The organism is Achromobacter sp. UBA4530 (genome assembly GCF_002388205.1).
Classification (GTDB): domain Bacteria; phylum Pseudomonadota; class Gammaproteobacteria; order Burkholderiales; family Burkholderiaceae_B; genus Achromobacter; species Achromobacter animicus.
Map to the genome: position 1 here is coordinate 1 of NZ_DGMA01000029.1, position 22,782 is coordinate 22,782.

The 22,782-nt window shown below is 64.2% G+C and carries 22 protein-coding genes; 19 read left to right on the forward strand and 3 right to left on the reverse strand.

Annotation, left to right across the window (positions count from 1 at the left end):
- From B2W22_RS20635 to B2W22_RS20650, 4 genes are all read left to right on the forward strand, one after another.
- A partial coding sequence (locus B2W22_RS20635) for a type VI secretion system Vgr family protein (protein WP_286939390.1) occupies nucleotides 1-1,657 on the forward strand: 1,657 nt, incomplete at its 5' end.
- The gene (locus B2W22_RS20640; RefSeq protein ID WP_286939391.1) at nucleotides 1,654-2,604 is read left to right on the forward strand and encodes a DUF4123 domain-containing protein; all 951 of its coding nucleotides are present in this window, start codon (nucleotides 1,654-1,656) and stop codon (nucleotides 2,602-2,604) included. The genes B2W22_RS20635 and B2W22_RS20640, both read left to right, overlap by 4 nt.
- Nucleotides 2,597-5,593 carry a T6SS effector BTH_I2691 family protein gene (locus B2W22_RS20645; protein ID WP_286939392.1) on the forward strand — a complete coding sequence of 999 codons (2,997 nt, stop codon included), beginning with the start codon at nucleotides 2,597-2,599 and terminating at the stop codon, nucleotides 5,591-5,593. The genes B2W22_RS20640 and B2W22_RS20645 overlap by 8 nt, the downstream gene beginning before the upstream one ends.
- Before the next feature lie 2 nt (nucleotides 5,594-5,595).
- Entirely contained in the window at nucleotides 5,596-6,450 is an 855-nt protein-coding gene (locus B2W22_RS20650; RefSeq protein WP_286939394.1) for a DUF6708 domain-containing protein, read from the forward strand.
- 57 nt (nucleotides 6,451-6,507) lie between these two features.
- On the opposite strand, the gene B2W22_RS20655 is transcribed toward B2W22_RS20650, so the two are convergent.
- A complete protein-coding gene (locus B2W22_RS20655) occupies nucleotides 6,508-7,062 on the reverse strand; it encodes a hypothetical protein (RefSeq protein ID WP_175122226.1) in 555 nt (184 codons plus the stop codon).
- Complete coding sequence (locus B2W22_RS20660; protein WP_105240897.1) at nucleotides 7,059-7,994, reverse strand: LysR family transcriptional regulator; 936 nt, start codon at nucleotides 7,992-7,994, stop codon at nucleotides 7,059-7,061. The genes B2W22_RS20655 and B2W22_RS20660 overlap by 4 nt, the downstream gene beginning before the upstream one ends.
- Nucleotides 7,995-8,178: 184 nt before the next feature.
- On the opposite strand from B2W22_RS20660, the gene gtdA reads away from it, so the two are divergent.
- The 14 genes from gtdA (at nucleotide 8,179) to B2W22_RS20730 (ending at nucleotide 21,993) form a co-directional block, all read left to right on the forward strand.
- Nucleotides 8,179-9,246 carry a gentisate 1,2-dioxygenase gene (gene gtdA, locus B2W22_RS20665; protein WP_175122225.1) on the forward strand — a complete coding sequence of 356 codons (1,068 nt, stop codon included), beginning with the start codon at nucleotides 8,179-8,181 and terminating at the stop codon, nucleotides 9,244-9,246.
- A 64-nt stretch (nucleotides 9,247-9,310) separates the two neighbouring features.
- Nucleotides 9,311-10,009, forward strand: coding sequence for a fumarylacetoacetate hydrolase family protein (locus B2W22_RS20670; protein ID WP_286939395.1), 699 nt, complete (start codon nucleotides 9,311-9,313; stop codon nucleotides 10,007-10,009).
- Nucleotides 10,010-10,011: 2 nt separating this feature from the next.
- On the forward strand, nucleotides 10,012-11,271 hold the full coding sequence (locus tag B2W22_RS20675; protein WP_286939429.1) for a flavin-dependent oxidoreductase: 1,260 nt from the start codon (nucleotides 10,012-10,014) through the stop codon (nucleotides 11,269-11,271).
- 94 nt (nucleotides 11,272-11,365) lie between these two features.
- A complete protein-coding gene (locus tag B2W22_RS20680; RefSeq protein ID WP_175139574.1) occupies nucleotides 11,366-12,331 on the forward strand; it encodes a tripartite tricarboxylate transporter substrate binding protein in 966 nt (321 codons plus the stop codon).
- An 82-nt stretch (nucleotides 12,332-12,413) separates the two neighbouring features.
- A complete protein-coding gene (gene maiA / locus B2W22_RS20685; RefSeq protein WP_286939397.1) occupies nucleotides 12,414-13,052 on the forward strand; it encodes a maleylacetoacetate isomerase in 639 nt (212 codons plus the stop codon).
- Nucleotides 13,049-13,429, forward strand: a complete 381-nt coding sequence (locus tag B2W22_RS20690) for a chorismate mutase (protein ID WP_175122221.1) — start codon at nucleotides 13,049-13,051, stop codon at nucleotides 13,427-13,429. The genes maiA and B2W22_RS20690 overlap by 4 nt, the downstream gene beginning before the upstream one ends.
- Nucleotides 13,422-14,429: a Bug family tripartite tricarboxylate transporter substrate binding protein gene (locus B2W22_RS20695; RefSeq protein ID WP_175122220.1), complete on the forward strand. Its 1,008-nt coding sequence runs from the start codon at nucleotides 13,422-13,424 to the stop codon at nucleotides 14,427-14,429. Before B2W22_RS20690 ends, B2W22_RS20695 begins: the two co-directional genes overlap by 8 nt.
- 88 nt (nucleotides 14,430-14,517) lie before the next feature.
- Nucleotides 14,518-15,870: an FAD-dependent oxidoreductase gene (locus B2W22_RS20700; RefSeq protein WP_175122219.1), complete on the forward strand. Its 1,353-nt coding sequence runs from the start codon at nucleotides 14,518-14,520 to the stop codon at nucleotides 15,868-15,870.
- A 16-nt stretch (nucleotides 15,871-15,886) separates the two neighbouring features.
- Nucleotides 15,887-17,110 carry a 3-hydroxybenzoate 6-monooxygenase gene (locus B2W22_RS20705; RefSeq protein WP_175122218.1) on the forward strand — a complete coding sequence of 408 codons (1,224 nt, stop codon included), beginning with the start codon at nucleotides 15,887-15,889 and terminating at the stop codon, nucleotides 17,108-17,110.
- 148 nt (nucleotides 17,111-17,258) lie between these two features.
- Nucleotides 17,259-18,437 carry an ABC transporter substrate-binding protein gene (locus tag B2W22_RS20710; RefSeq protein ID WP_286939399.1) on the forward strand — a complete coding sequence of 393 codons (1,179 nt, stop codon included), beginning with the start codon at nucleotides 17,259-17,261 and terminating at the stop codon, nucleotides 18,435-18,437.
- A 79-nt stretch (nucleotides 18,438-18,516) separates the two neighbouring features.
- The gene (locus B2W22_RS20715) at nucleotides 18,517-19,431 is read left to right on the forward strand and encodes a branched-chain amino acid ABC transporter permease (RefSeq protein ID WP_105240906.1); all 915 of its coding nucleotides are present in this window, start codon (nucleotides 18,517-18,519) and stop codon (nucleotides 19,429-19,431) included.
- A 161-nt stretch (nucleotides 19,432-19,592) separates the two neighbouring features.
- Complete coding sequence (locus B2W22_RS20720; RefSeq protein ID WP_286939430.1) at nucleotides 19,593-20,555, forward strand: branched-chain amino acid ABC transporter permease; 963 nt, start codon at nucleotides 19,593-19,595, stop codon at nucleotides 20,553-20,555.
- Nucleotides 20,552-21,301 carry an ABC transporter ATP-binding protein gene (locus B2W22_RS20725; RefSeq protein ID WP_175184846.1) on the forward strand — a complete coding sequence of 250 codons (750 nt, stop codon included), beginning with the start codon at nucleotides 20,552-20,554 and terminating at the stop codon, nucleotides 21,299-21,301. Before B2W22_RS20720 ends, B2W22_RS20725 begins: the two co-directional genes overlap by 4 nt.
- Entirely contained in the window at nucleotides 21,301-21,993 is a 693-nt protein-coding gene (locus tag B2W22_RS20730; RefSeq protein WP_286939400.1) for an ABC transporter ATP-binding protein, read from the forward strand. Before B2W22_RS20725 ends, B2W22_RS20730 begins: the two co-directional genes overlap by 1 nt.
- A gap of 10 nt (nucleotides 21,994-22,003) precedes the next feature.
- On the opposite strand, the gene B2W22_RS20735 is transcribed toward B2W22_RS20730, so the two are convergent.
- Entirely contained in the window at nucleotides 22,004-22,366 is a 363-nt protein-coding gene (locus B2W22_RS20735; protein ID WP_175122213.1) for a glyoxalase superfamily protein, read from the reverse strand.
- A gap of 52 nt (nucleotides 22,367-22,418) precedes the next feature.
- On the opposite strand from B2W22_RS20735, the gene B2W22_RS20740 reads away from it, so the two are divergent.
- Nucleotides 22,419-22,778: a hypothetical protein gene (locus B2W22_RS20740; protein ID WP_239215125.1), complete on the forward strand. Its 360-nt coding sequence runs from the start codon at nucleotides 22,419-22,421 to the stop codon at nucleotides 22,776-22,778.
- Nucleotides 22,779-22,782 lie beyond the last annotated feature (4 nt).

Sequence of the window (22,782 nt, forward strand, 5' to 3'; positions counted from 1 at the left end):
ACGCATCATGCGCGAGGAAGGATTTTTCTATTCCTTCCGTCATGGTGCCGAAGGCCATCAACTTATCCACAGCGACCGCCTGTTCATTCACGGCCGCGTCGGCGACGAGCCGGTGCAGTACAACCCCACACCCGGCGGCGACCAGCCGCAGCCAGGGCTGCGGCGATTCTCCTACACCGAGAACGTGCGCACCGCGCGCCAGACCCAGCGCGACTACACCTTTCACCATCCGCGCTACACCCACCAGCACAGCCGCGACGGACGAGATCTGGACCATCAGGGCCGCCGCTACGAACGCTATGACTACCCGGCCCGCGCAAAGTTCGACGAAGCCGGAAGACCTTTCGCCGAGAACCGCCTGCGCGGCCATCGCCGCGATTCGCGCGTCGCTTTCGTTGAAGGCGATGACCCGCGGCTCCAGCCGGGCATTTCATTTAGCCTGACCGGTCATCCGCGCGAAGATCTGAACCGCGGCTGGCGCCCGGTGCGCATCGTCCACCGTGGCATCCAGCACACAAGTCAGGCCGAGGAAAGCGCACAGGCCCAGCTGGGAACGCACTACAGCTACGAGGCGGAGCTGGTCCCGGACGACGCCGAATGGCGCGCGGAACCGCTACCCAGGCCGCGTATCGACGGTCCGCAGAACGCTGTGGTGGTCGGCCCGCCCAATGAAGAGATCTATACCGACGAATACGGCCGGGTGAAGGTCCAGTTCCCCTGGGACCGGCTAGGCACGGAGGACGAATACAGCTCCTGCTGGATTCGCGTCTCGCAGAACATCGCCGGCGCCACCTGGGGCCACATGGCCATCCCGCGCATCGGTCAGGAAGTCATCGTCTCATACTTCGACGGCGACCCCGACCAGCCCGTGATCACCGGCCGCGTCTACAACCGCCTGCAATTGCCGCCCTACGAACTGCCGCGCCACAAGACCAGGATGACGATCAAGAGCAAGACCCACAAAGGCGAGGGATACAACGAACTGCGTTTTGAGGATGAGAAGGACCAGGAAGAAATCTACGTCCACGCGCAAAAAGATCAGAACATCCACGTCAACAACGACGAGTCGACGTTTGTGGGGCACGACCGCAGCGAGCAGGTCGAGAACGATGAAACCATCACCATCGGCCACGACCGCAAGGAGACGGTGGGCAACGACGAGCAGGTCAACATCGGCCAGGACCGGCGGCACGACATCGGGCGGGATGACTTTTTGACCGTGGGGCGCAATCACACGATCTACACCACCAAGGACCGTACCGAGGTAGTGGGCAATAACCGCCGCGACAAGACCGCGGCGAATCATTGGGTGAGTATTGGCGGGCATCAGGAACTCACCGTCGAAGGGCATTCGGAACTGCAGGCCGGGCAGGCGATCCGGCAGCGCACGACGGCTTACGAGGTGCAGGCGGCGGAGAGCCTGACGTTGAAAGGGCCAGGGGGAACGATACGGATCGATGGATCGGGAATCACGCTTGACGGGATCGCCATCGTGATCAAGGGGCCGATGAGCCAGAAGGGGGGTGGCAGTGGTAACCCGTTTTCGATCCAGGGTAGGCCTGTGGCGGGAAAGCCCATCGATCGCCTATGCGGGCGCCGCCCCGACGGTACATGCCCCTTATCCGACTGCCGCTGCCTGGGAGGGCTTGCGCGATGACGCTTCCCAAAGCTCCGCCCTGGATCACGTCACTGGGCAAGGACATCACAGAGGAAACGCTTCCTCGCGCGCCATTTCGTTATCTGCTGCTGATGACGGTGCCGCTGCAAAACTGGGCCTACCGGCCTGTTCCGCAAGAGGGCGAATATCGCCCTGCGTATGCGCCGGGCGTATTGGACTTGGTCAAGGAGTTCGATCCCCTGCCCTGGCATGCCTGGGTCTGGCAAGGTACGCCACTAGATGAACAATATGACCGAGGCCCGCTGCTGGTTGACGCAACGAACCAACCTTCGCTGATGCAACATGCATTTACGCACTGGGCGCCCGCTGGCGGCGCGATGTTCATCGGTTCGGCAGCCGATATCAGCGATATGTCCGCACACCTTAGCGGGTTGGTGCAACTAGACCTGTACTGTGAGGGCGAGGCCACCCTCGACGTCCAACCGCATCACCTGGCCGCCTGGCTCGAAGCGTTGGACGATGACCATCGCGCTGCGTGGCTCGGACCGATCAGCACTTTGCTTTGGCGCGCCACTTGGGGCCCCGCTTACGACTGGCGCCGCCTTGACCGGGACGCCTCTGGATATGTTGTCGGCAAGACGGTGCCACTGACGCTACGCCCTCACGAGATCGCCCGCTTTGACGCCAACACCCGGGAACACTTCGTGCAAAGTCGCGTCTACGAAGTGCATTCGATTCCCGATCACAGCGGCCGCAGCCTCGAAGAGATTCGCCGCTGGGTCGAGCAGCTGCTTCAACTGGGCGACCGTCTGAACTTTCACGATGAAGCTGTCGCGACCCAATACATCAGCTTGCTCGCCCATGATCCGTGGCTGCTTCAGAGCGATGAGGCGCGCGGCATTCTCAACGACTTGACTGAGTCTCCTCAGGCGCGCCTGCGTCAGTTGGAATCGCTGGTACGCGCACGGGGAGCCCCCCGTGGCTAAGACGACTGTCGGCGGCGCCATTTCAGCACCGGCGTGCAGCGCACGCATTCCGATCCTTCCCGTCCGATATGCGATTGTCCCGAACGCGGACGGCGCCTCCCCGTACCGGTATGCCGCGTCCGGCTTCAAGCTGGAAGCCGCCTTCCCGCACCTGCAATTGTCGTCGTATACCTTGCGCGCCATTCGCCCGGGATATGTCTATGTCTTCATGAAAGGGGCCAAGGGCGAAAAGCTCGTCATCCACGAGTACGACGGTGAAGGTCATTATCAGGAACTGACCTACACCGGACTGGAGAACTACGACAGGAAGGATAAGTACAAGGCGGGCGCCCGCATGGGGTGGGTGTGGGCAGACACCTGCCCCACGACTGCCGCGGAAGTGTGGATAGGCTATAGCCCGCACCTCTGGACCAATGACATGACGGCCAGGATTTCTGCAGATCCCGCGGTGCGGCGGCTTCATATGCGTCCGCTGGACATGGCCGAACTGACCTCGGGCGAAAAATCGCCTTCCGGCCAGCCACACGTGCTGCCGGCGGATGCGTTGACCCAGTGGGTCGAGGACTTCAAACCTCGCCAGGAGCGTTTGCCGCTCGAATGGAGCAGCCATGCCAGCAAGGATGATCTGCCCATTGGCACGTTTCTGGCACAACGACATCACTATCCGTTTACGCAACCGCGAGTGCCCACGGTCGTGGTGCTCAATGACGCAGAAGGGCTATGCCAGGACCTCAGCCTGTCCGTCGCCGCGTATCAGCATCAGACACGCGACCTGATGCCCGCCGAACATATCCATCCGGCCACCAGCACAGACAATGCGGAGTACGACGCGAGGGGGTTTCCAGAGGCATTCAGCCGGGACGTGGAAATCTTGAGCGCCAAGAGCCAGAGCTACCATCACCGAAATTTGGTTGCGTTGCTACTAGAAAAGACCTTGCGCAACATGTACCCGGGCGACAAGCATGCGCCAGAGAAATTGGCCAAGTCGCGCTATGAGTACCAGCAAAAGCAGGTCGGCCACCATCGGCGCCTCACTCCTTCCGAGATGGTCTTCGAGGTGCTTACGAACGAGCACGTTTCACCCGCAGGAGGTCGTTTAGGAAAGCGTCTCGACAAGGCCATGTACCAGCGGTTCCTGGCCGAGCGCGACGAGGTGGAACGCCGACTGGGACATCTCCACGCCATCGTGGCCAAGGCCAGCGAAGATCACGATCATTGGCTTGCCACTGCCGAAGCCGCGCATGAGGACGATCCGAACAGCCTGGCGGCGCCCCTGACCGCTTACGATCGCAACAACCGAATATCAGCGATAGGGCTGGAAGTGTCCCTGTCCATGCTGATACATCCCATGAGCCAGTCGTTGCCCGGCACCGAGGACGACGACCCTCGTTTCATGCGGTTGAATGCGTGGATCGACAAGGATGACAGCCCGATCTACACCGCGTTGGCGCCATTCAACCCCTTCAAGGAGAAAGCCGATGCGGTCGGGTCCTTGCTGGGCGCCGCGGATTACATCATGGAGGATCTGGCGGGACGCTTTCCCGCCACGGCTGGCGTCACCGACCTGACAGCACAAACGGTGACCATCGTAGTGCTCAAACGCATGCGCGGAAAAACCCGCTGGGATGCCAGCCGCACCCTGCGGCAGCAAGTATTTGCTGCCGCTGAGGAGGCGAATGCAAGCAAGGCCATGGGCTTGATTGGCGCTCGCTACCGCATCACCGACGAGGTGGTACGCGCGGATGCCTTCAGCGGAGAAGTCGACAAGCTCATCGAATCTGGCATGGCGAAGGTCGAAGAGATAAAGAAGGTTCGCGTCCACGGCAGCCGCACGGTGAACATTGAGGAGACGTTGACCCAACGAGTGAAACCGAAATTGGCATCGCTGCTCACCACCACCGGCGGGGGAGCTTTGAACGTGGGCATGCTCTGGTTCAACATCGTGAACCTGAAGTCCGCCTATGACAACATGCTGAGCGACCCGTCCTTCGAGTATGTGACTGGTTTCGCTTCCGCGATTTTTGGCGCGGCGGGCGCCGCTGCGGCGGTGCTGGTTAGCGCGCGGGCCGCTCATAAAGTCATCATGCTTCGCGTCAGCACAGCGGGGCCGGGGATGGCATTTGGCAATGGTTTTGTACGAGTAATTGGAAGCAACTTGTTTAGCCGGTGGGTGGGCTATCCAGCGATTTTGACGAGCTTCGCTTCCGATATCGCGAAAGCTGGCCGACAAGCACAAAGCGGAGATGAGACCGCCGCGGGCTACACAGTTGCCGGAGGATTCATGGTTCTCCTGGGTAGCGTGGCGCTGTTGGAAGGCTCTCTCGCCATTGCGGCGCCGACGATGGTATTTCCATTCGCAGGCCTTGCAGCCGCAGCTGTGGCTTTACTTGGAGCAGTAGTTGTCGCCGGCGGCGTCGCGTTTCACGCGGCAGCCAGAGAACGCAAGCACGAACCCATCGAATTGTGGGCCGCTCGCAGCGTATTCGGAACCCTCGAAAATGACGGCGAATTTCGCGATGACATCATACTGAACAAGGATAACAAACTACCGCAACATTCCGACGTGGAAGCAGAAATTAAGGCTTGGTACGCCACCTATTTCGCGCCAGCATTGTTGGACAAGCAGCAAGCTCAAACGCTAGGCATCCCGGGCGCCGACAGTCGCTGGCAGGACAATACCTCTTGGTGGGGGGCTTTACCCGCGAAAGGCTTACCGGCTTCTGGCGTCGCCGAATTCACGGTTTTCCTGCGGGAATATGTCATGGGACAAAGCGACTGGTCGTACGAATTGAGCATCCCAGGGCCCCCAAAACAAGTTGTTCCTGGCGCGACCACAACAAGGATTTATCAAGTTCCCGGAGGGCTGGTCATAAACCTAGTCAAAGAGATAGTGGGGCACTCCGGCCTAGCCTTAGAGGTCAAGTTTGTTCCAAACCACGGACTCGACGAAAGTGCCGTGGCCTCTGCTCAATTTTTTCTGAAGCGCTAGTCATGAATGTAAGTTGGCAGTTTTCTCCAGAAGCGGCGACAGGCATTGCGCCAGCTGTTCACGATCAGGTTTTCAATGTCACCGACGAAGTGTTGTCATTGAGAAATCCCTGGGTCGTCGATTCAGTATTTTCCGGAAAGCTGTACACATCAATGAACCTGTTGATGGTCGGCTATCTGGGTTGGATGTTGATAGAACAAACTAGCTACGGCGTTTTCTTTTGGACTTTAGTCGCCTGCACCCTTGGCTTCATTCTTCTTTCGCTCCTTCTCTCCGGATATCGAATTTTCTGCATCAAGCGCTTGTCGAACTTCTACTTCAATAGAAGGTTGAAAAAGGTCTACTATCGACGCAACAAGACGCTGATTGAGTTTGATTGGGCGCAGACGCAGGGCGGTGTTTTTGCACGCACAGAGTTTGGCGGCCGCTCGTTCAGTACAAGCTACGCTCTCGCGTTCGGTCCGAGACCTGCCGCCGATCAAGAAAAAGACCGCATCGTCCTATGGGTCGACAGTAATATCAGCGGCGATCCTGACCCCAGATACGTCGCGCAGGTATGGGAATACATCCGGCAGTTCATGGAAGAAGGCCCAGAGAGGTTGCCCGCGCCGGGAGAGCCCAACTGGTGGTACGCCCCGCTCCACCGTATCTGCATGACCCCAGCCGAAGCCTGGCGCCACTACGCGCCTTGGCGCACAGGCGAACCGGGCGAGCTGCAAGGCAAGAAAACCTGGCTGCTGCCCTTGTGGTTCGTGCTCTTTCCCTACAACATGTTCTCCGCGCTGTGCTGGTACGCGGTGTGCCGCGTCTTCAACGTCCGCGGTGCGCCACCACCGCCGGAAGCGCTTGGGCGCTAGGAGATGCCGCGCATTGCGCGGCGCCCTTCAAGCGACAACACAGATGGCTCGTAATCGCTATACCCGCCGCGCCAAACACCGCAGCGCCACCCGATAGCCCACAAACACATAAAACCCCGAAGAGTTCATCACCAGCCAGGCGCCCAATCCGCCAAGCACCGCAACCACCGGCCCGACGGCCCTGACGTCGCCCTGCGTCCAGGCGATCCCGCCGAAGCTACCCACCACAATCAACCCGATACAGACCCGCTTCAACAGCACCACGCCCTGCACCCGTCCCGCCATCATCAGCACCATCCCGATCGCTAGCGCGAGCGCGGTTCCCGCGCACACCGCCACCAGCGCGAACGCTGCCATTGCCGGTCCCACGAACCGCAGCAGCAGACTCAACAGTTCAATCCCGACGCCCAGTCCGCCCGCCATCACCAGCACGGACAGCACCAGCGGCGACCACGTTCCTGGCGGCGCGCGGCCCTCTTCCGCTTCCATTTCCGCGACGAAGCGATGCATCGACGCCGCCGTCCCCGGGTCCTTGCCCGCGTTCAGCGCCGCTTCCAGCCGCTGGCACTGTTCGATCAGGGCATTCAGGCCGGAGGCGGGCGCGGGAGTCATAGCCGGGTCACTCCTGGCGCGTGCTCGGCGACCGTATTTCTCAGCGCCGCCATGGCCTCTTCAACGGCGACCGGCCGGAACGCATCCTCGCGCCAATACATCGCCACCGAGCCGAATCCCGACAGCCGTACAGGGATGATGCGCATCGCCCGCATCTGCGAAAACCGCAGCGCGGCACGGTGCGAGGCGACGCCGATCATGTCGCTGTTGTTGATGAGGGTCAGGTTGACCGTCACCGAGTTCGACTCGATATGGTCCGGCGGCGGCGCCTGGCCTGCTGCGGCGAGCGCGGCGTCTACTGCGTTGCGGATGGGCGTGCCCTTGGGCCACAGAATCCAGCGATAGGACAGCAGATCCTGCCAGCTTGGCTGCTCCACCGCGAACAGCGGATGGCGGGGCCGCGCCACGAGGTGGATGGGCTCCAGATAAAGCGCCTCGAAGCGGATCGCCGGATCGTGATGCTCGGGCGCCGAGCGCCCCACGACGATATCCAGATCCCCTTGCGCCAGTTGCGCCAGCAGGCGATCCGTCGTGCCCTCCACCAGCTTGACGCGCGCCTGCGGCATGCGCTCGAGCAGCTTCATCACGGCCAGCGGCACCGTGTCGGACGCGGACGCGCCCGATGCGCCGATCACGACGCGTCCACCGCCGCCCTCGCGCAGCGCCGCCATGTCCGCGCTGGCGCGATCCAGTTGCGACTCCACACGCTGCGCATGCGCGATCAGCACGTCGCCATGCGGCGTGGGGCGCAGGCCGCGCGCGTGGCGCTCGAAGAGCGGCAGTCCGATGTCGTCTTCCAGATCCTTCAGCCACTTCGATAGACCCGGCTGCGTCGTATTGAGCATGGCGGCCGAGTGGCTGATGTTGCGGGTCTGGGCCAGGCTGAGCAGCATCTTCAGATTGCGCAGCCGCAGGCGGTGGGTCCAGTCCATGCAGGCCCTCTTGGTGGGAGGTTTGTCTCGTATGTATATGGTTATTGGTATGGATAATAAGATAATTTCATTTCAAACTGCATAGCTCCTGCTCGCATAATCGTCTCCATATCAGGACCAGCTGCGAACCCACGCGGCGGCCGCCCGTAGAAGCCGGCAATAGCCGGACATACAGGAGACAACCATGCACGACGGTCATTCCACCGGCGCGGACAGCGCTGCCTCGGACCGCGCCCTTTACTACGCGCGCATCGCCAAGAAACACATGGCGCCCCTGTGGGAGTCGCTGCACAACCTGGTGCCCCGCCAGCCCGCGCCGCGCTGCGTGCCAGCGCTGTGGAAATATGACGATGTACGCGACGACGTCATGGCGTCCGGATCGCTGATCACGGCAGAAGAAGCCGTGCGCCGGGTGTTGATTCTGGAAAACCCGGGTCTGCCGGGCCAGGCCAGCATCACGCAAAGCCTGTACGCAGGACTGCAACTGATCCTGCCGGGTGAGATCGCGCCAAGCCACCGTCACACGCAATCGGCCCTGCGCTTCATCGTGGAAGGGCGCGGCGCCTACACTGCCGTCAACGGCGAACGCACCACCATGCACCCGGGCGACTTCATCATCACGCCATCGTGGACCTGGCATGACCACGGCAATGCGGAAACCGTCGAAGGCGGCGAGCCCGTGGTCTGGCTGGATGGCCTGGACATTCCGCTGCTGCGCTTTCTGGATGCGGGCTTTGCAGAGAACTACCCGTCCGCCACCCAGCCCGTCACGCGCCCCGAAGGCGACAGCATGGCCCGCTTTGGCCACAACATGGCGCCCGTACGTCACCAGGTTTCGAGCGGCACCTCACCCATCTTCAACTACCCCTATGAACGCAGCCGCGAAGCGCTGGATGCACTCTACCGGCACGGTGAACTCGACCCGTGGGACGGCGTCAAGCTGCGCTACCTGAATCCCGCCACGGGTGGCTACCCCATGCCCACGATGGCCACGTTCATGCAGTTCCTGCCCGCGGGCTTTCAGGGCAAGACCACGCGCACGACCGACTCAACCGTCTACAGCGTTGTCGAGGGTCGCGGCACCGCGCGCATCGGCGACCAGGAATTCCATTTCGGACCGCGCGATGTCTTCGTCGCGCCGTCCTGGATGCCTGTGCAGCTTGCCGCGCTGGAAGACGCCACGCTCTTCAGCTATTCCGACCGCCCGGTGCAGGACGCGCTGGGCCTGTGGCGCGAAGAACGCGTCGCCTGACCGGCGCGTGCCGATCGCCTACCTCGCGCGCCTGACTCTCCATCCCGTCTTCAAAGGATGCTCCATGTCGTTTGTGTTTGCCCCCGCCTCCCCCGTCGCCGTGCCCATCGCCGGCAGCCAGGACAGCTTTCCTGTACGCCGCGTTTATTGCGTTGGCCGCAACTACGCCGCCCATGCGCGCGAAATGGGCTTTGACCCCGACCGCGAACCGCCGTTCTTCTTCTGCAAGCCCGCCGACGCCGTTGTGCCCGTTGCCGAAGGCAGCACGCTTTCACTGCCCTACCCGCCGGAAACGGCCAATCTGCATTACGAGATCGAACTCGTCGCGGCTATCGGCAAGGGCGGCGCCAACATTTCCGTCGATGAGGCCCTGCAGCACGTGTATGCCTACGCCGTCGGCCTGGACATGACGCGCCGCGACCTGCAGATGAAAATGCGCGAGGCCGGCCGCCCGTGGGAACTGGGCAAGGCCTTTGACCAGAGCGCGCCCATCGGCCCGCTGCATCCCGCGCAATCGGTCAAGGACATCGAGAAGGCTGGCATCTGGCTGCAGGTCAATGGCGCGGACAAGCAGCGCAGCGACATCGGCAAGCTGATCTGGTCCATTGCCGAAACCATCGCGTACCTCTCCAAGTACTTCCGTCTTGAAGCCGGCGACCTCATCTACACCGGCACGCCCGAAGGCGTGGGACCCGTGGTGCCGGGCGACCGGATGGTCGGCGGCGTGGACGGCCTGGGCACGCTCAGCGTGCAGATGGTGTGACGATGCGCACCGACACCGATGTCATCATCGTCGGCGCGGGCGTCGGCGGCCTGGTGCTGGCGCTGAGCCTGCATCAGGCAGGCATTTCCTGCCGCGTTTTCGAAGCCGTGCGAGAGATCAAGCCGTTGGGCGTGGGCATCAATCTGCTGCCGCACGCCACCCGCGAACTGGATGAATTGGGCCTTTTGCCCGCGTTGGACGCCATTGCCGTGCGCACGCGTGAGTCCGTGTTCTACACGCGGCACGGCCAGTTCATCTATGGCGAACCGGCGGGCACCGACGCCGGTTACGACTGGCCCCAGTACTCCATCCACCGCGGCGACCTGCAAATGACGTTGCTGGATGCCGTGCGCGACCGTCTGGGCCAGGACAGCGTCGTGGTGAACGCGCGCTGCACGGGCGTGACGCAGGACGCCGACAGCGTCACGGCCAGCTTTCAAGACAACGACGGCAATGCGCTGCCGTTCGTGCGCGGCCGCATTGCCGTCGGCTGCGACGGCATTCACTCGGTATTGCGCAAGCAGCTCTACCCGCAGGAAGGCGCGCCGCGCTACTCCGGCGTGAACATGTGGCGTGGCACGACGCGCTGCAAACCCTTTCTGTCGGGCGCGAGCATGGTGCGCGCCGGCTGGCTGTCCACCGGCAAGATGGTGATCTACCCGATTCGCGACAGCATTGACGCGGACGGCAACCAGCTTGTGAACTGGGTCGCCGAGATCGAAGCCCCCCAACCTGCCGTGCGCGACTGGAACCGCAGCGGCAGGCTCGAGGACTTCTTTCCGGCCTTTGCCGACTGGCACTTCGACTGGCTCGACGTGGCCAAGCTGATTCAGGACGCAGACTCGATTCTGGAGTACCCCATGGTCGACCAGGATCCGCTGCCCACGTGGACGCAGGGCCGCATGACGTTGCTGGGCGACGCGGCCCACCCGATGGTGCCGCGCGGCTCGAACGGCGCGGGCCAGGCCGTGGTGGACGCCCGCTACCTGACCGGCCAGTTCAAGCGCCTAGGCCTGACGCCCGATGCCTTGCAGCAGTACGACCGCGCCCGAGTCGAAGCCACGACGCGCGTCGTGCTGACCAATCGCAGCAACCCGCCGGACGCGATCCTGCGTGAAGTCCACGTGCGTTCGGCGGACAAGCCTTATACGCGGATCGAGGACGTCATCAGCCGCGAGGAATTGGAAGGGATATCGCGTCGCTACAAGGAGGTGGCGGGCTTTGACCCGGTCGCCTTGAAGGAGCGCGCGCCTTACGTGTAGCAGTAGCCGGACCTCAGTGCCCCGGCGAGCGGGTCCCAAGACCCGCCGCCCTTCAAAGCCGGCGCATGACCGGCGACAAACAAGGAGACAACCCATGTTGAAGTTGCTACGTGTTCTGGCTGCCGCGGCGCTGTCCCTTGCGGCCGCGGCGAGCCACGCCGCCTGGCCCGACCGCCCCATCACGCTTGTGGTGCCCTTCACACCCGGCACCGGCATCGACCTGATTGCCCGCCAGTTGGCGGCCAGCTTGCCGCAGACGCTGGGGCAACCCGTCGTCGTCGAGAACCTGGCCGGCGCCAGCGGCAATATCGGCAGCGAAAAGGTCGCGCGCGCCAACCCCGATGGCTACACATTCCTGGTCACGGTCAACACGTTCGTCATGAACAGCAGCCTCTACAAGGGCAAGCTGCGCTTTGATCCGCAACAGGACTTTGCGCCGGTCGGCCTGACCTCGTGGGGCTCGCTGCTGCTGGTCACGCATCCGTCGAATTCCGCCAACACCGTCGCCGACGTGGTGCAGGCGGCCAAGGCCGCGCCGGGCAAACTGAGCTACGGCACGCCCGGCGTGGGCACGCCCCATCACCTTTCGATGGCGCTGTTTCTGGACCGCACCGGCGCCAGCATGCTGCACGTGCCGTACAAGGGCACGGCGGGCGCCGTCACCGACATGCTCGGCGGACGGCTCGACTACATGTTCCTACCCGTTCACGTGGCGCTGCCGCAGGTGAAGGGCGGCAAACTCAAGGTGATCGCCACCGGCAGCCCGAAGCGCCTGCCGCAGCTGCCGGACGTGCCCACGCTGACGGAGGCCGGACTGCAGGGGGCCGACGTGGACATGTGGTATGGGGTCCTGGCGCCCAAAGGCACGCCGCCCGCCATCGTCGACCGCATGAACCAGGCGATCAACGCCATCTTGCAGACGCCCGCGACCGCCACGGCATTCGATGCGCAGGGCATGGTGCCGGCCACGTCAACGCCTGCCGATTTTGGATCGCTCATCGCCCGTGACGCCAAGCGCTGGGACGACGTCGTCGCCCGCACCGGCATCACGGCCGAATAAATGCTTCCGGCAACAACGTTTCTGCCCTGAACGACCCTGAAAGATCCGCCCACGGCCAACCGTCCTCACGAAACGCCCATCCATGCAACTGCACAACTTCTTCAACAGTTCGACCTCCTACCGCGTGCGCATCGCGCTTGCGCTCAAGGGCCTGCCCTACGAGTACCTGCCCGTGAACCTGCGCAAGCAGGAACAGCGCGCGCCGGAGTACGTGGCGCGCAATCCGTCGGCCGGCGTGCCGCTTCTGATCGACGGCGACGTGCAGCTTGCGCAGTCGCTCGCCATCATCGACTACCTGGACGCCACGCACCCCGAGCCGCGGCTGATTCCGGCCGACACGCTGGCGCGCGCCCGCGTGCTGGAGCTGTCCCACGCCATCTCGTGCGACATCCATCCCGTCAACAACATGCGCATCCTTCGCTATCTGCAGGAGGTGCTGGGCGCGACGGACGCACAGAAGAACGCCTGGTATCAGCACTGGATCCGCGAAGGCCTGACGGCAGTGGAAGCGCTGCTGGCGCGTCACGGGCACGGCGCGTACTGCTTTGGTGACGCGCCCACGCTGGCAGACTGCTGCCTGGTGCCGCAGGTGGCCAACGCGCAGCGCATGGGCTGCGACCTGTCCGCCTATCCGCGCATCCTGCGCATCGTCGAACACTGCAATGCGCAACCCGCCTTCCAGCAGGCCGCGCCTGCACAGCAACCGGACTACACCCAGTGAGCAAAGAACCCGACACCCACGGCGCGCCGCTGCGCGAGTACACCGATCCGGCCTATCGCCCGCTGTGCGCCAATCTGGCCGACGTGCGCGCCAACATCGACCGGCTGGACGATGAAATCGTGCGGCTGATCGCCGAACGCGCGATGTACGTGAAGGACGCCGCGCGATTCAAACGCGACGCCTTTCAAGTGAGCGCGCCCGCGCGTCAAGCCCAGGTATTTGAAAAGGCCCGGGCGCTCGCCCAGCGCCACAACCAGGGCTTCTCCAACCTGGAGCAGGTGGTGGACGCCACCTATCGCGCGATGGTCGCCGCCTTCATCGCCAATGAACAGACCTACTTCGACACCATGAAGGACGTGGGAGACGCGCATGCTTGAAGCTTCGACCTTGCTGCCTGGCCGCGCAGTGGCGCGACGCATTGCGGCACTAAGCCTTGCCGTGCTGGCGCCGCTGGCCGCCAATGCAACTGCCGCCGATGCCTGGCCGACGCAGCCGCTCAAGGCGGTCGTGCCATTCGGCCCGGGCTCCAGCCCCGACCAGGTGGCCCGCATCGTCACCGAAAAGGCGGGCGCAATCCTCGGCCAGACCATCGTTGTGGAAAACAAGCCGGGCGCCAGCGGCAACATCGGCACGTTCGCCATCGCCAACGCCAAGCCGGACGGCTACACCTTCGGCGTGTCGATCACCGGCCCGCTGGTGAACAACACGCTGTTGTTCGACAAGCTGCCCTACGCGCCCGCCACGGACCTGGCGCCGCTGACGCTGGCGGTGCATCAGCCCAACGTGCTGGTCGTCCCGGCCTCGGCCGGCATCGGCAACATTGGACAGCTGCTGGACGCGCTGAAAAAGAATCCGGACAAGTACAACTTCCCGTCGCCGGGCGCGGGCACGGTGTCGCATCTGGCGGTCGAACTGCTGCTGCAGCAGATCGGCGCGCGCGCCACGCACGTGCCCTACCCGTCCTCGCCGGCGGCGCTGACGTCGCTGCTGTCGGGCGACACCCAGTTTGCCGCGCTGCCGCCCATTGCGGTGATGCCGATGGTGAAGGATGGCCGGTTGAAGGCGCTGGCGGTGACGTCGTCCAAGCGGTCCGCGCTGCTTCCCGACATTCCGACGCTGGCGGAAGTGGGTGTGCAGGGGATCGAGGGCTCGGCGTGGATCGGCTTTGTGGTGTCGTCCAAGACGCCGGCCGACGTGCAGAAGAAGCTGTCCGACGCGCTGATCCAGGCGATTCACGATCCCGAGGTGGCCAAGCGGCTGCAGGCGCAGTTCATGGATCCGGTGGGCGATACGCCCGCGCAATTCCGCGGCTACATGGATGACGAATTGAAGCGCTGGGAGCCCCTGATCAAGAAGCTGGGGATCAAGGGCCAATAACTGTGCCGATAAGCGGCCAGGAAGTGGGCCAAGAAGTGGGCCAAGAAGGACGCCGCACGCCGGCTGCAATGAACGCAAGGAGAGTCAGATGGTCATCACCGAACCCGCCCGTCAGGTGCCGCTGTATGGCGAGTACGAGGTCGTCGTCCTGGGCGGCGGCCCCGCCGGGGTGCTGGCGGCCGCCAGCGCCGCGCGCAACGGCGCGAGCGTGCTGCTGGTGGAGCGATACGGCTTCCTGGGCGGCATGGGCACCGCCGCGGGCGTATCCAACTTCTGCGGATTGCACGCCAACATCCACGGCGACATCCGGCAGGTGGTGCACGGCATGACCGACGACCTGCTGGACCGCATGCGCGCGATGGACGGGCTGAACGATCCGCACCTGATCCTGGGCAAGATCCACGCGCAGGCCTACGACATCTCGGCCTTCAAGTGCGCGGCGGATGGCCTGGTGCATGACAGCGGCGCGCAGGTGCTGTTCCACGCGCTCGCCACGGGTTTGACGCGTGACGATCAGGGCCGGGTCGATGCGCTGTTTCTGGAAACCAAGTCCGGCCGCTGCGCCGTCCGCGCAAAGATCTTCATCGACTGCTCGGGCGACGCCGATATCGCGAATTGGGGGGGCCTGCCGTTTGAAAAGGGCGACGCCCACGGCCACATGCTCTACCCCACGCTGATGTTCAAGGTGGGCAATGTGGACGGCGCGCGTGCGCAGGAGGCCTGGAAAACCATCCCGGCGCTGATGGACGACGCAGCCGCCAGCGGTGAATTCACGTTTCCGCGCAAAGGTGCCATCGTGCGGCCGCAAAAGCACGACTACGAATGGCGCGTCAACGTCACGCAGCTTGCCAATGCGGACGGCAGCGCGGCGGACGGCACCGACGCGGAGTCCCTGTCGGCAGGCGAGCTGGAAGGCCGCCGACAGATCATGAACTACCTGGCGTTTCTGCGCGCCAAGGTGCCCGGTTTTGAACAGGCCTATGTGCTGGACATCGCGCCGCAGCTTGGCATCCGCGAAACGCGCCGCATCGTCGGCGAGGCCGTGCTGACTAAGGAGCACGTGCTGGGCTGCGCGGATTTTCCGGACAGCATCGGCGTGAACGGCTGGCCGTTGGAAATGCACACGGCGGGCGACGTGAAGTGGGTGTGGCCGCCCATCCCCGAATCGCGCGGCTACAACCAGCTGCCGTTTCGCATGATGGTGCCGCGGCGCGGACCGGGCGTGGCCAGCAACGTGCTGGTGGCTGGCCGCTGCGCGTCGATGACGCACGAGGGGCAGTCGGCGGCGCGCGTCAGCGGCAGCTGCTTCGTGATGGGCGAAGCCGCCGGCACCGCATCCGCGATGGCGCTGCGCGACGGCATTGCGCCCGGCGACGTTTCCATTTCCGCGCTGCAGGCGCAATTGAAGCAACAGGGCGCCTTCCTGGGCGGCCACGACTGACCCGCGAGATTCCGACATGACTACGAACCAGGCGGCAAACCCGAAGACGCAAACCGTGATCGTCGTGGGCGGCGGCATTGGCGGGCTGGCGGCTGCGCTGGCGCTGACGCGGCAGGGCATTGCCGTGCAACTGCTGGAGCAGGCCGCGCACATCGGCGAGATCGGCGCCGGCATCCAGCTTGGCCCCAATGCCTTCGCGGCGCTGGATGCCCTGGGCGTGGGCCGCACGGCGCGCGAGCGCGCGGTCTTCACCGACCACATCATCATGATGGATGCGGTGGACGCCAGGGAGGTCGTGCGCATCGACACCGGCGAAGCGTTCCGAGCACGGTTTGGCGGCCCGTATGCGGTGATTCATCGCGCCGACATCCATCTGTCCATTCTGGAGGCCGTGCAGCAGGACCCGCTGATCCAGTTCCGCACGTCTACGCAGATCGCCAGCATGACGCAGGACGATTACGGCGTGGAAGTCGTGGACACGCACGGCAACCGCTACCGCGCCGACGCGGTGGTGGGCGCAGACGGCGTCAAGTCCGTGATCCGCGAGCGCATGGTGGGCGATCCGGCGCGCGTCACAGGTCACGTGGTCTACCGCGCGGTGGTCGAAGAAGAGAACATGCCCCGGGAGCTGCGCATCAACGCCCCGGTGCTGTGGGCCGGGCCGCATTGCCACCTGGTGCACTATCCGCTGCGCGGCGGGCAGCAATACAACCTGGTCGTCACCTTCCATAGCCGCGAGCAGGAAGAATGGGGCGTGCGGGAAGGCAGCAAGGACGAGGTGCTGTCGTACTTCCAGGGCATACACCCGACGCCGCATCAGATGCTGGACCGTCCGACGTCATGGAAGCGCTGGGCGACCGCCGATCGCGAGCCGGTGGAACAGTGGGGCGAGGGCCGCGTCACGATCCTGGGCGATGCCGCGCATCCCATGACGCAATACATGGCTCAGGGCGCCTGCATGGCGCTGGAAGACGCCGTGACGCTGGGCGAGGCCATCAGGCAGTGCGAGCACGACCTGCCCGCCGCCTTCCGGTTGTACGAATCGGTTCGCATCCCGCGCAGTGCGCGCGTGGTGTGGTCGACACGCGAAATGGGCAGGCTCTATCACGCGCGCGGCGTGGAGCGCACCGTGCGCAACATGCTGTGGACGGGGCGCAGCCAGGCCCAGTTCTATGACGCATTGCAGTGGCTGTATGGGTGGAAGGTGGAGAACTGCCTGGCGGGAAGCGCGCCGCAATAGACGGCGCGGCAATAAAGGACGCAGCAAAAGCTGCAGAGAATGACGCAGCAATAGTTGCAGCAATAGTCGCAGCAAAAGACACAGCAGGGAAAACGCCGCTTGCCAAAGAGCACGCGGCATACAAGCATCAGAACAAGAGGAGACAACCATGCACAAAAGCACCATCCGCGGCGCAGCCGCCGTCATGCTTTCATTGGCCTCGTACGCGGCCAGCGCCCAGCAGAAACCTGTGGATATCGGATTCATCGGCACGCTGTCCACGCCTGCCGGCTACATCGGCGAAGACGAGCGCGACGCCTTCATGCTGGCCGTCAAGGAAGGCGGCGGCAAGCTGGGCGGCGTGCCGGTCAACGTGCGCGTCGAGGACGACGCGCTCAAACCTGCCAACGCCAAGCAGATCGCCGACAAGATGGTGCAAGGCGGCGTGCGGCTGTTCACCGGCATCAATTTTTCGAACGTCATGGCCGCCGTCGGGCCTACCGTGCTCAACGCCGGCGCCTTCTACGTCAGCCTGAACGCCGGCCCGTCCAACTTCGCCGGCAAGGCCTGCAACCCCAATTACTTCTCGGTGGCGTTCCAGAACGACTCGTACGCCGACACCGCCGGCATGGCGGCCAATGAGCTGGGCGCCAAGCGCGTCGTCATCATGGCCCCGAACTACCAGGCCGGCCGCGATGCCATCGCCGGCTTCAAGCGCACCTACAAAGGCGAGATCGCCGACGAAATCTACACCAAGCTCGAGCAGGCAGACTTCTCGGTGGAGCTGGCGCGCATCCGCTCGCTCAATCCCGACGCCATCTTCCAGTTCCATCCGGGCGGCGCGGGCATCAACCTGACCAAGCAGTTTGCCAACTCGGGCCTGGCGGACAAGATCAAGATGATCACGCCCATCTACTCGATGGACGACCGCATGCTGGCCGCCACCGGCACCGCGGGCAAGGGCTTCTACCTGAGCTCGCTGTGGAGCGCCGACCTGGACAACCCGCAGAGCAAGCACTTCGTCGAAGCCTTCACCAAGGCCTACAACCGCGCGCCCACCGCCTACGCGGCCCAGGCCTACGACACCGCCAATCTGATCGGCTCCGCGTTGAAGGCCGTGAACGGCGACATCACCGGCAAGCCCGACGACTTCCGCAATGCGTTGCGGCGCGCGGACTTTCCCAGCGTGCGCGGCAAATTCAAGTTCGGCCCGAACCAGCATCCGATCCAAGACTGGTATCTGCTGCACATTGAAGCGGGTCCCGACGGCAAGCTGGTCTACAAGAATCTGAAGGTGCTTGCCCGCGACCACACGGACGTGCATGCCGCGGACTGCAAGATGCCATGACGCGGCACAAGGCACGCGGCGCCGGGCTCGCTGGCGCCGCGCGGCCTAGCCATTCAGGCTCTCCCGAGAAGGAGTCGTAATGCTGATGTTCCTGGAGCAGGTCCTGAACGGCCTGCAGTACAGCGCCTTGCTGTTTTTGTTGTCGGCGGGATTGACGCTGGTGTTCGGCATCATGAACGTCATCAACCTGACGCACGGTTCGTTCTACATGGTGGGCGCGTTCTGCGCGGCCAGCGCGGCGGCGTCCACGGGCTCGTTCGCGGCCGCCCTGCTGGCTGCGCTGGCCGGCGCGGCGCTGTACGGGCTGATCGTCGAACTGCTGGTCATCCGTCACCTGTACCGGCGCGATCACCTGGATCAGGTGCTGGCCACGCTGGGGCTCACGCTATTCACCAACGAACTAGTGACCGTGCTGTTCGGCCGCAGCCCGCCCTTCATGGACATCCCGCCTTTTCTGTCGGGATCCGTTGCGCTGCTGCCCGGCTTGAACTATCCCATCATGCGGCTCGCCTTCATCGGTGCGGGCGCGCTGGTGGCGGTGGGCCTCTGGTTGCTGATCTCGCGCACGCGGGTCGGGATGCTGGTGCGCGCCGGCGCCGACGACGGCGAGATGGTCGACGCGCTGGGCGTGAACATCCAGCGCCTCTTCACTTTGATCTTCACGCTGGGCGCCCTGCTCTGCGGCTTTGCGGGCGTCATGGCCGCGCCTTTGCTGGCAGTGGAGATCGGCATGGGCGAGCGCATTCTCATCACCACGTTCGTCGTCATCGTGGTGGGCGGCGTCGGCTCCGTGCGCGGCGCGCTGGTGGGGTCGCTGATGATCGGCATGACCGATGCGCTGGGGCGCGCCTACATCCCCTTCTGGATGTCGCGCCTGCTGCCGCCCGAGCTCTCGGACTCCGCAAGTTCGAGCCTCGTGTCCGCCAGCATCTACATCCTGATGGCCATCGTGCTGCTGTTCAAGCCGCGCGGACTGGTGCCGGCCCAGCGCTAGGAAAGATATTCATGACCAGACCCACTTCAACGAATCCCGCTGCCGGACCGCTATCTGACACCGGCGGCGCGGGCGCATCGGTGTCCGACACCCGAGGCGGCACTCCAAACCGTGACGGCGCGTCGAGGGTGTCAGACATTTCCTCTGCTGGCAGACCGCGCATCACCCGCAGCGTCGTCGTCAACGCGATCGGGCTGTTGCTCTTTGTGCTGGTGCCGGCCATCGCGCAAGCCACGGGCGAGAGCTTTCTCGTCAACCTCATGACGCGATTTCTCATTTATGCCATCGCAGCTGTCAGTCTGGATCTGATCCTGGGCTACGGCGCCATGGTCAGCTTCGGCCACGCCGCATTCTTCGGGCTAGGCGGCTACGTCATCGGCATCGCTGCCTTCCACGTCAACATGGGCGAGACGATCTTTGGCTGGAGCGGCAGCAATGCCGCGCTGGTCATGTGGCCGCTCGCCGTCGCGGTTGCCGCGCTGGCCGGGCTGGTTGTGGGCTTTCTGTCGCTGCGCACGTCCGGCGTGCAGTTCATCATGATCACGCTCGCCTTCGGGCAGATGCTGTACTTCATCCTTGTCGGACTGATGATCTACGGCGGTGACGACGGCCTGTCGATCGATGCGCGCAACACGTTGCCGGGGCTGAACGTGAACGATCCGGCCACCTTCTACTACGTGTGCCTGGCGCTCATGACCCTTTGGATCATCGTGTGCCGGCGCATCGTCAATTCGCCGTTCGGCATGGCACTGCAGAGCATCAAGCAGAATCCGCGCCGCAGCATCGCCCTGGGCCTCGCGCCGCTGCGCTATCGCCTCACGGCGTTCGTGCTGTCGGCTGCCGGGACCGGGCTTGCCGGCGCGCTGTGGGCCAATTACGCGCTCTTTGTCAGCCCGGACATGTCCGCCTGGCAGAAGTCCGGCGAGCTCATGGCCATGGTCATCCTGGGCGGGATGGGTTCGATCTTCGGCCCGGTGCTCGGCGTGGCCGTGTACCTCGGCCTGGAGCAGGTCGCCACCGGCTGGACCGAGCATTGGATGCTGATCCTGGGACCTGTGCTGGTGCTGGTGGTGCTCTTCGGCAAACGCGGCGTGTACGGCTGGCTCGTGGGAGGCAAGCAATGACCCACCCTAAACTGGAGATCCGCGGCCTGCAGAAATCCTTTGGCGCGGTACACGCCACGCAGGGCGTCGACCTCGCGGTCCGGCCCGGCGAGCTGCACGCCCTCATCGGCCCCAATGGCGCGGGCAAGACCACGCTGCTATCGCAGATCAGCGGTGAAATCCTGCCCGATGCCGGCAGCATCTGGCTCGACGGCGCCGACATCACGAGCATGCCTGCCTACCGGCGCCCCGCCGCGGGCCTGGCCCGTTCGTTTCAGATCAGCCAGCTCTACCCCGACTTCAGCGCCGAAGACAACGTCGCCATGGCCGTGCAGGCGCGCAGCCCGGGCGGTTTCAACCTGTGGCGCAACGCGCGGCGCATGGCCCGGCTGCGCGAACCGGCGCGCGATGCGCTCGAACGTGTCGGTCTTGCCGGACGCGCCGGCGTGCGCGTGTCCGCGCTGGCGCACGGTGAAAAGCGCCAGCTCGAAATTGCCATGGCGCTGTCGCTGGACGCCTCCGTGCTGTTGCTGGACGAACCGATGGCCGGCATGGGCGCCGAGGAATCGCAACGCATGACGGCGCTGCTCCAGACCTTGAAGGGCCGCTACGCCATCCTGCTGGTCGAACACGACATGGACGCCGTCTTCGCGCTGGCCGACCGCGTCACCGTGCTGGTCTACGGCAAGACCATCTTCACCGGCACGCCCGACGAGGTGCGCCGCCATCCCGACGTGCGCGCCGCCTATCTGGGCGAGGAGGACTGATGCTGCAAGTGAACCAACTGCAAGGCGGCTACGGCGCCAGCAAAGTGCTTTTTGGCGTCGACCTGGACATCGCGCCTCGGCAGGTTGTCTCGCTGATCGGCCGCAACGGCATGGGCAAGACCACGACCGTCAAGACGCTGATGGGCATGTTGCCCGCGCAGGGCGGCGCCGTCCTGCTCGACGGCAAACCCATCACCGGCATGGCCCCGCACCGCATCGCGCAGCTAGGCATCGGTCTCGTCCCCGAAGGCCGCCGCGTGTTTGGATCGCTATCCGTCGAAGAAAACCTCGTCGCCACCGCGCGCAACACGCACGCAGGATGGCACGTCGGCCGCGTCTTCGACCTGTTTCCGCGCCTGAAGGAACGCCGCACCCAATCCGCCCGCACGCTATCCGGCGGCGAACAGCAGATGCTGGCTGTCGGCCGCGCCCTGCTCATCAACCCACGCCTGCTCATCCTGGACGAAGCCACCGAAGGCCTCGCGCCCCTGATCCGCCAGGAAATCTGGAACTGCCTGCGCCGCTTGAAGGAAGAAGGCCAGACCATTCTTGTGATCGACAAGAACCTCAAGGAAATGGCGACCCTGGTTGACCGCCACCACGTCCTGGAAAAAGGCCGCGTCGTCTGGCAAGGCAGCCCCGCCGAGCTGGCCGCGCAGCCCGACCTGGCGCACCGCTATCTGGGGGTCTAGGCGCAGGCCGCTAGTCCTGTGACTCGCAAAAGCTGAGCCGATTGCCAAACGGATCGATCACCGCCATCACGCGCCCCCAAGGCATCTCCTCGACGCCGGGCCGCATGTAGGCATACTGCCTGGCGCTGACCTCCGCGTGGAATTCATCTACGCCCTGCATCCGCACGAATACGGCCGACCCCGGCGTCGCGTCGCCATGATGCTCGGACAGATGCAGCACCAGATCCCCGCGATGCACCTGTGCGTACAGCGGAAAACCCGCCTCGAAGCGGTGCTCCCAGTCCCAGGTGAACCCCAGGAAATCCAGATAGAAGTCGCGCGCCTTTTCCACGGAGAAAATGCGCAGGATCGGAATGGCGGCTTGAAGGTGCATGGCGGGGCCTTGGTAGTATGCGAAAAATCCAGCATAGAACAGAAGCCCACACATGCCCATCGCCACCCCAGACTCCTGGAAGCACCTGCCCGCGCCGGCGCAGCGTGAACCGCTGCATTTTCAGGGGCGTTTTACCGCCGACGAGTACGCCCGCTTGCAACAGGGCTTCGTGCCGAAGGAGATGGAAGACAAATGGTTCATCTACCTGCACGACGGCTGGCTGCGTTTGCATCGCAGTTGGACCGGCAACTGGATTTATGCACTGCGGCTTGAGCAGGACGGCGATGCGTGGACGGTGACCGATTCGTGGGTGAATCGTGATCCGGAGCAGTACCGGCTTACCGATGCGGAGTATGACCGGGATTCGCTGCGGAGGATGCTGCAGTGGCTGATCAAGGGGCCGGCGGTTTGATGCG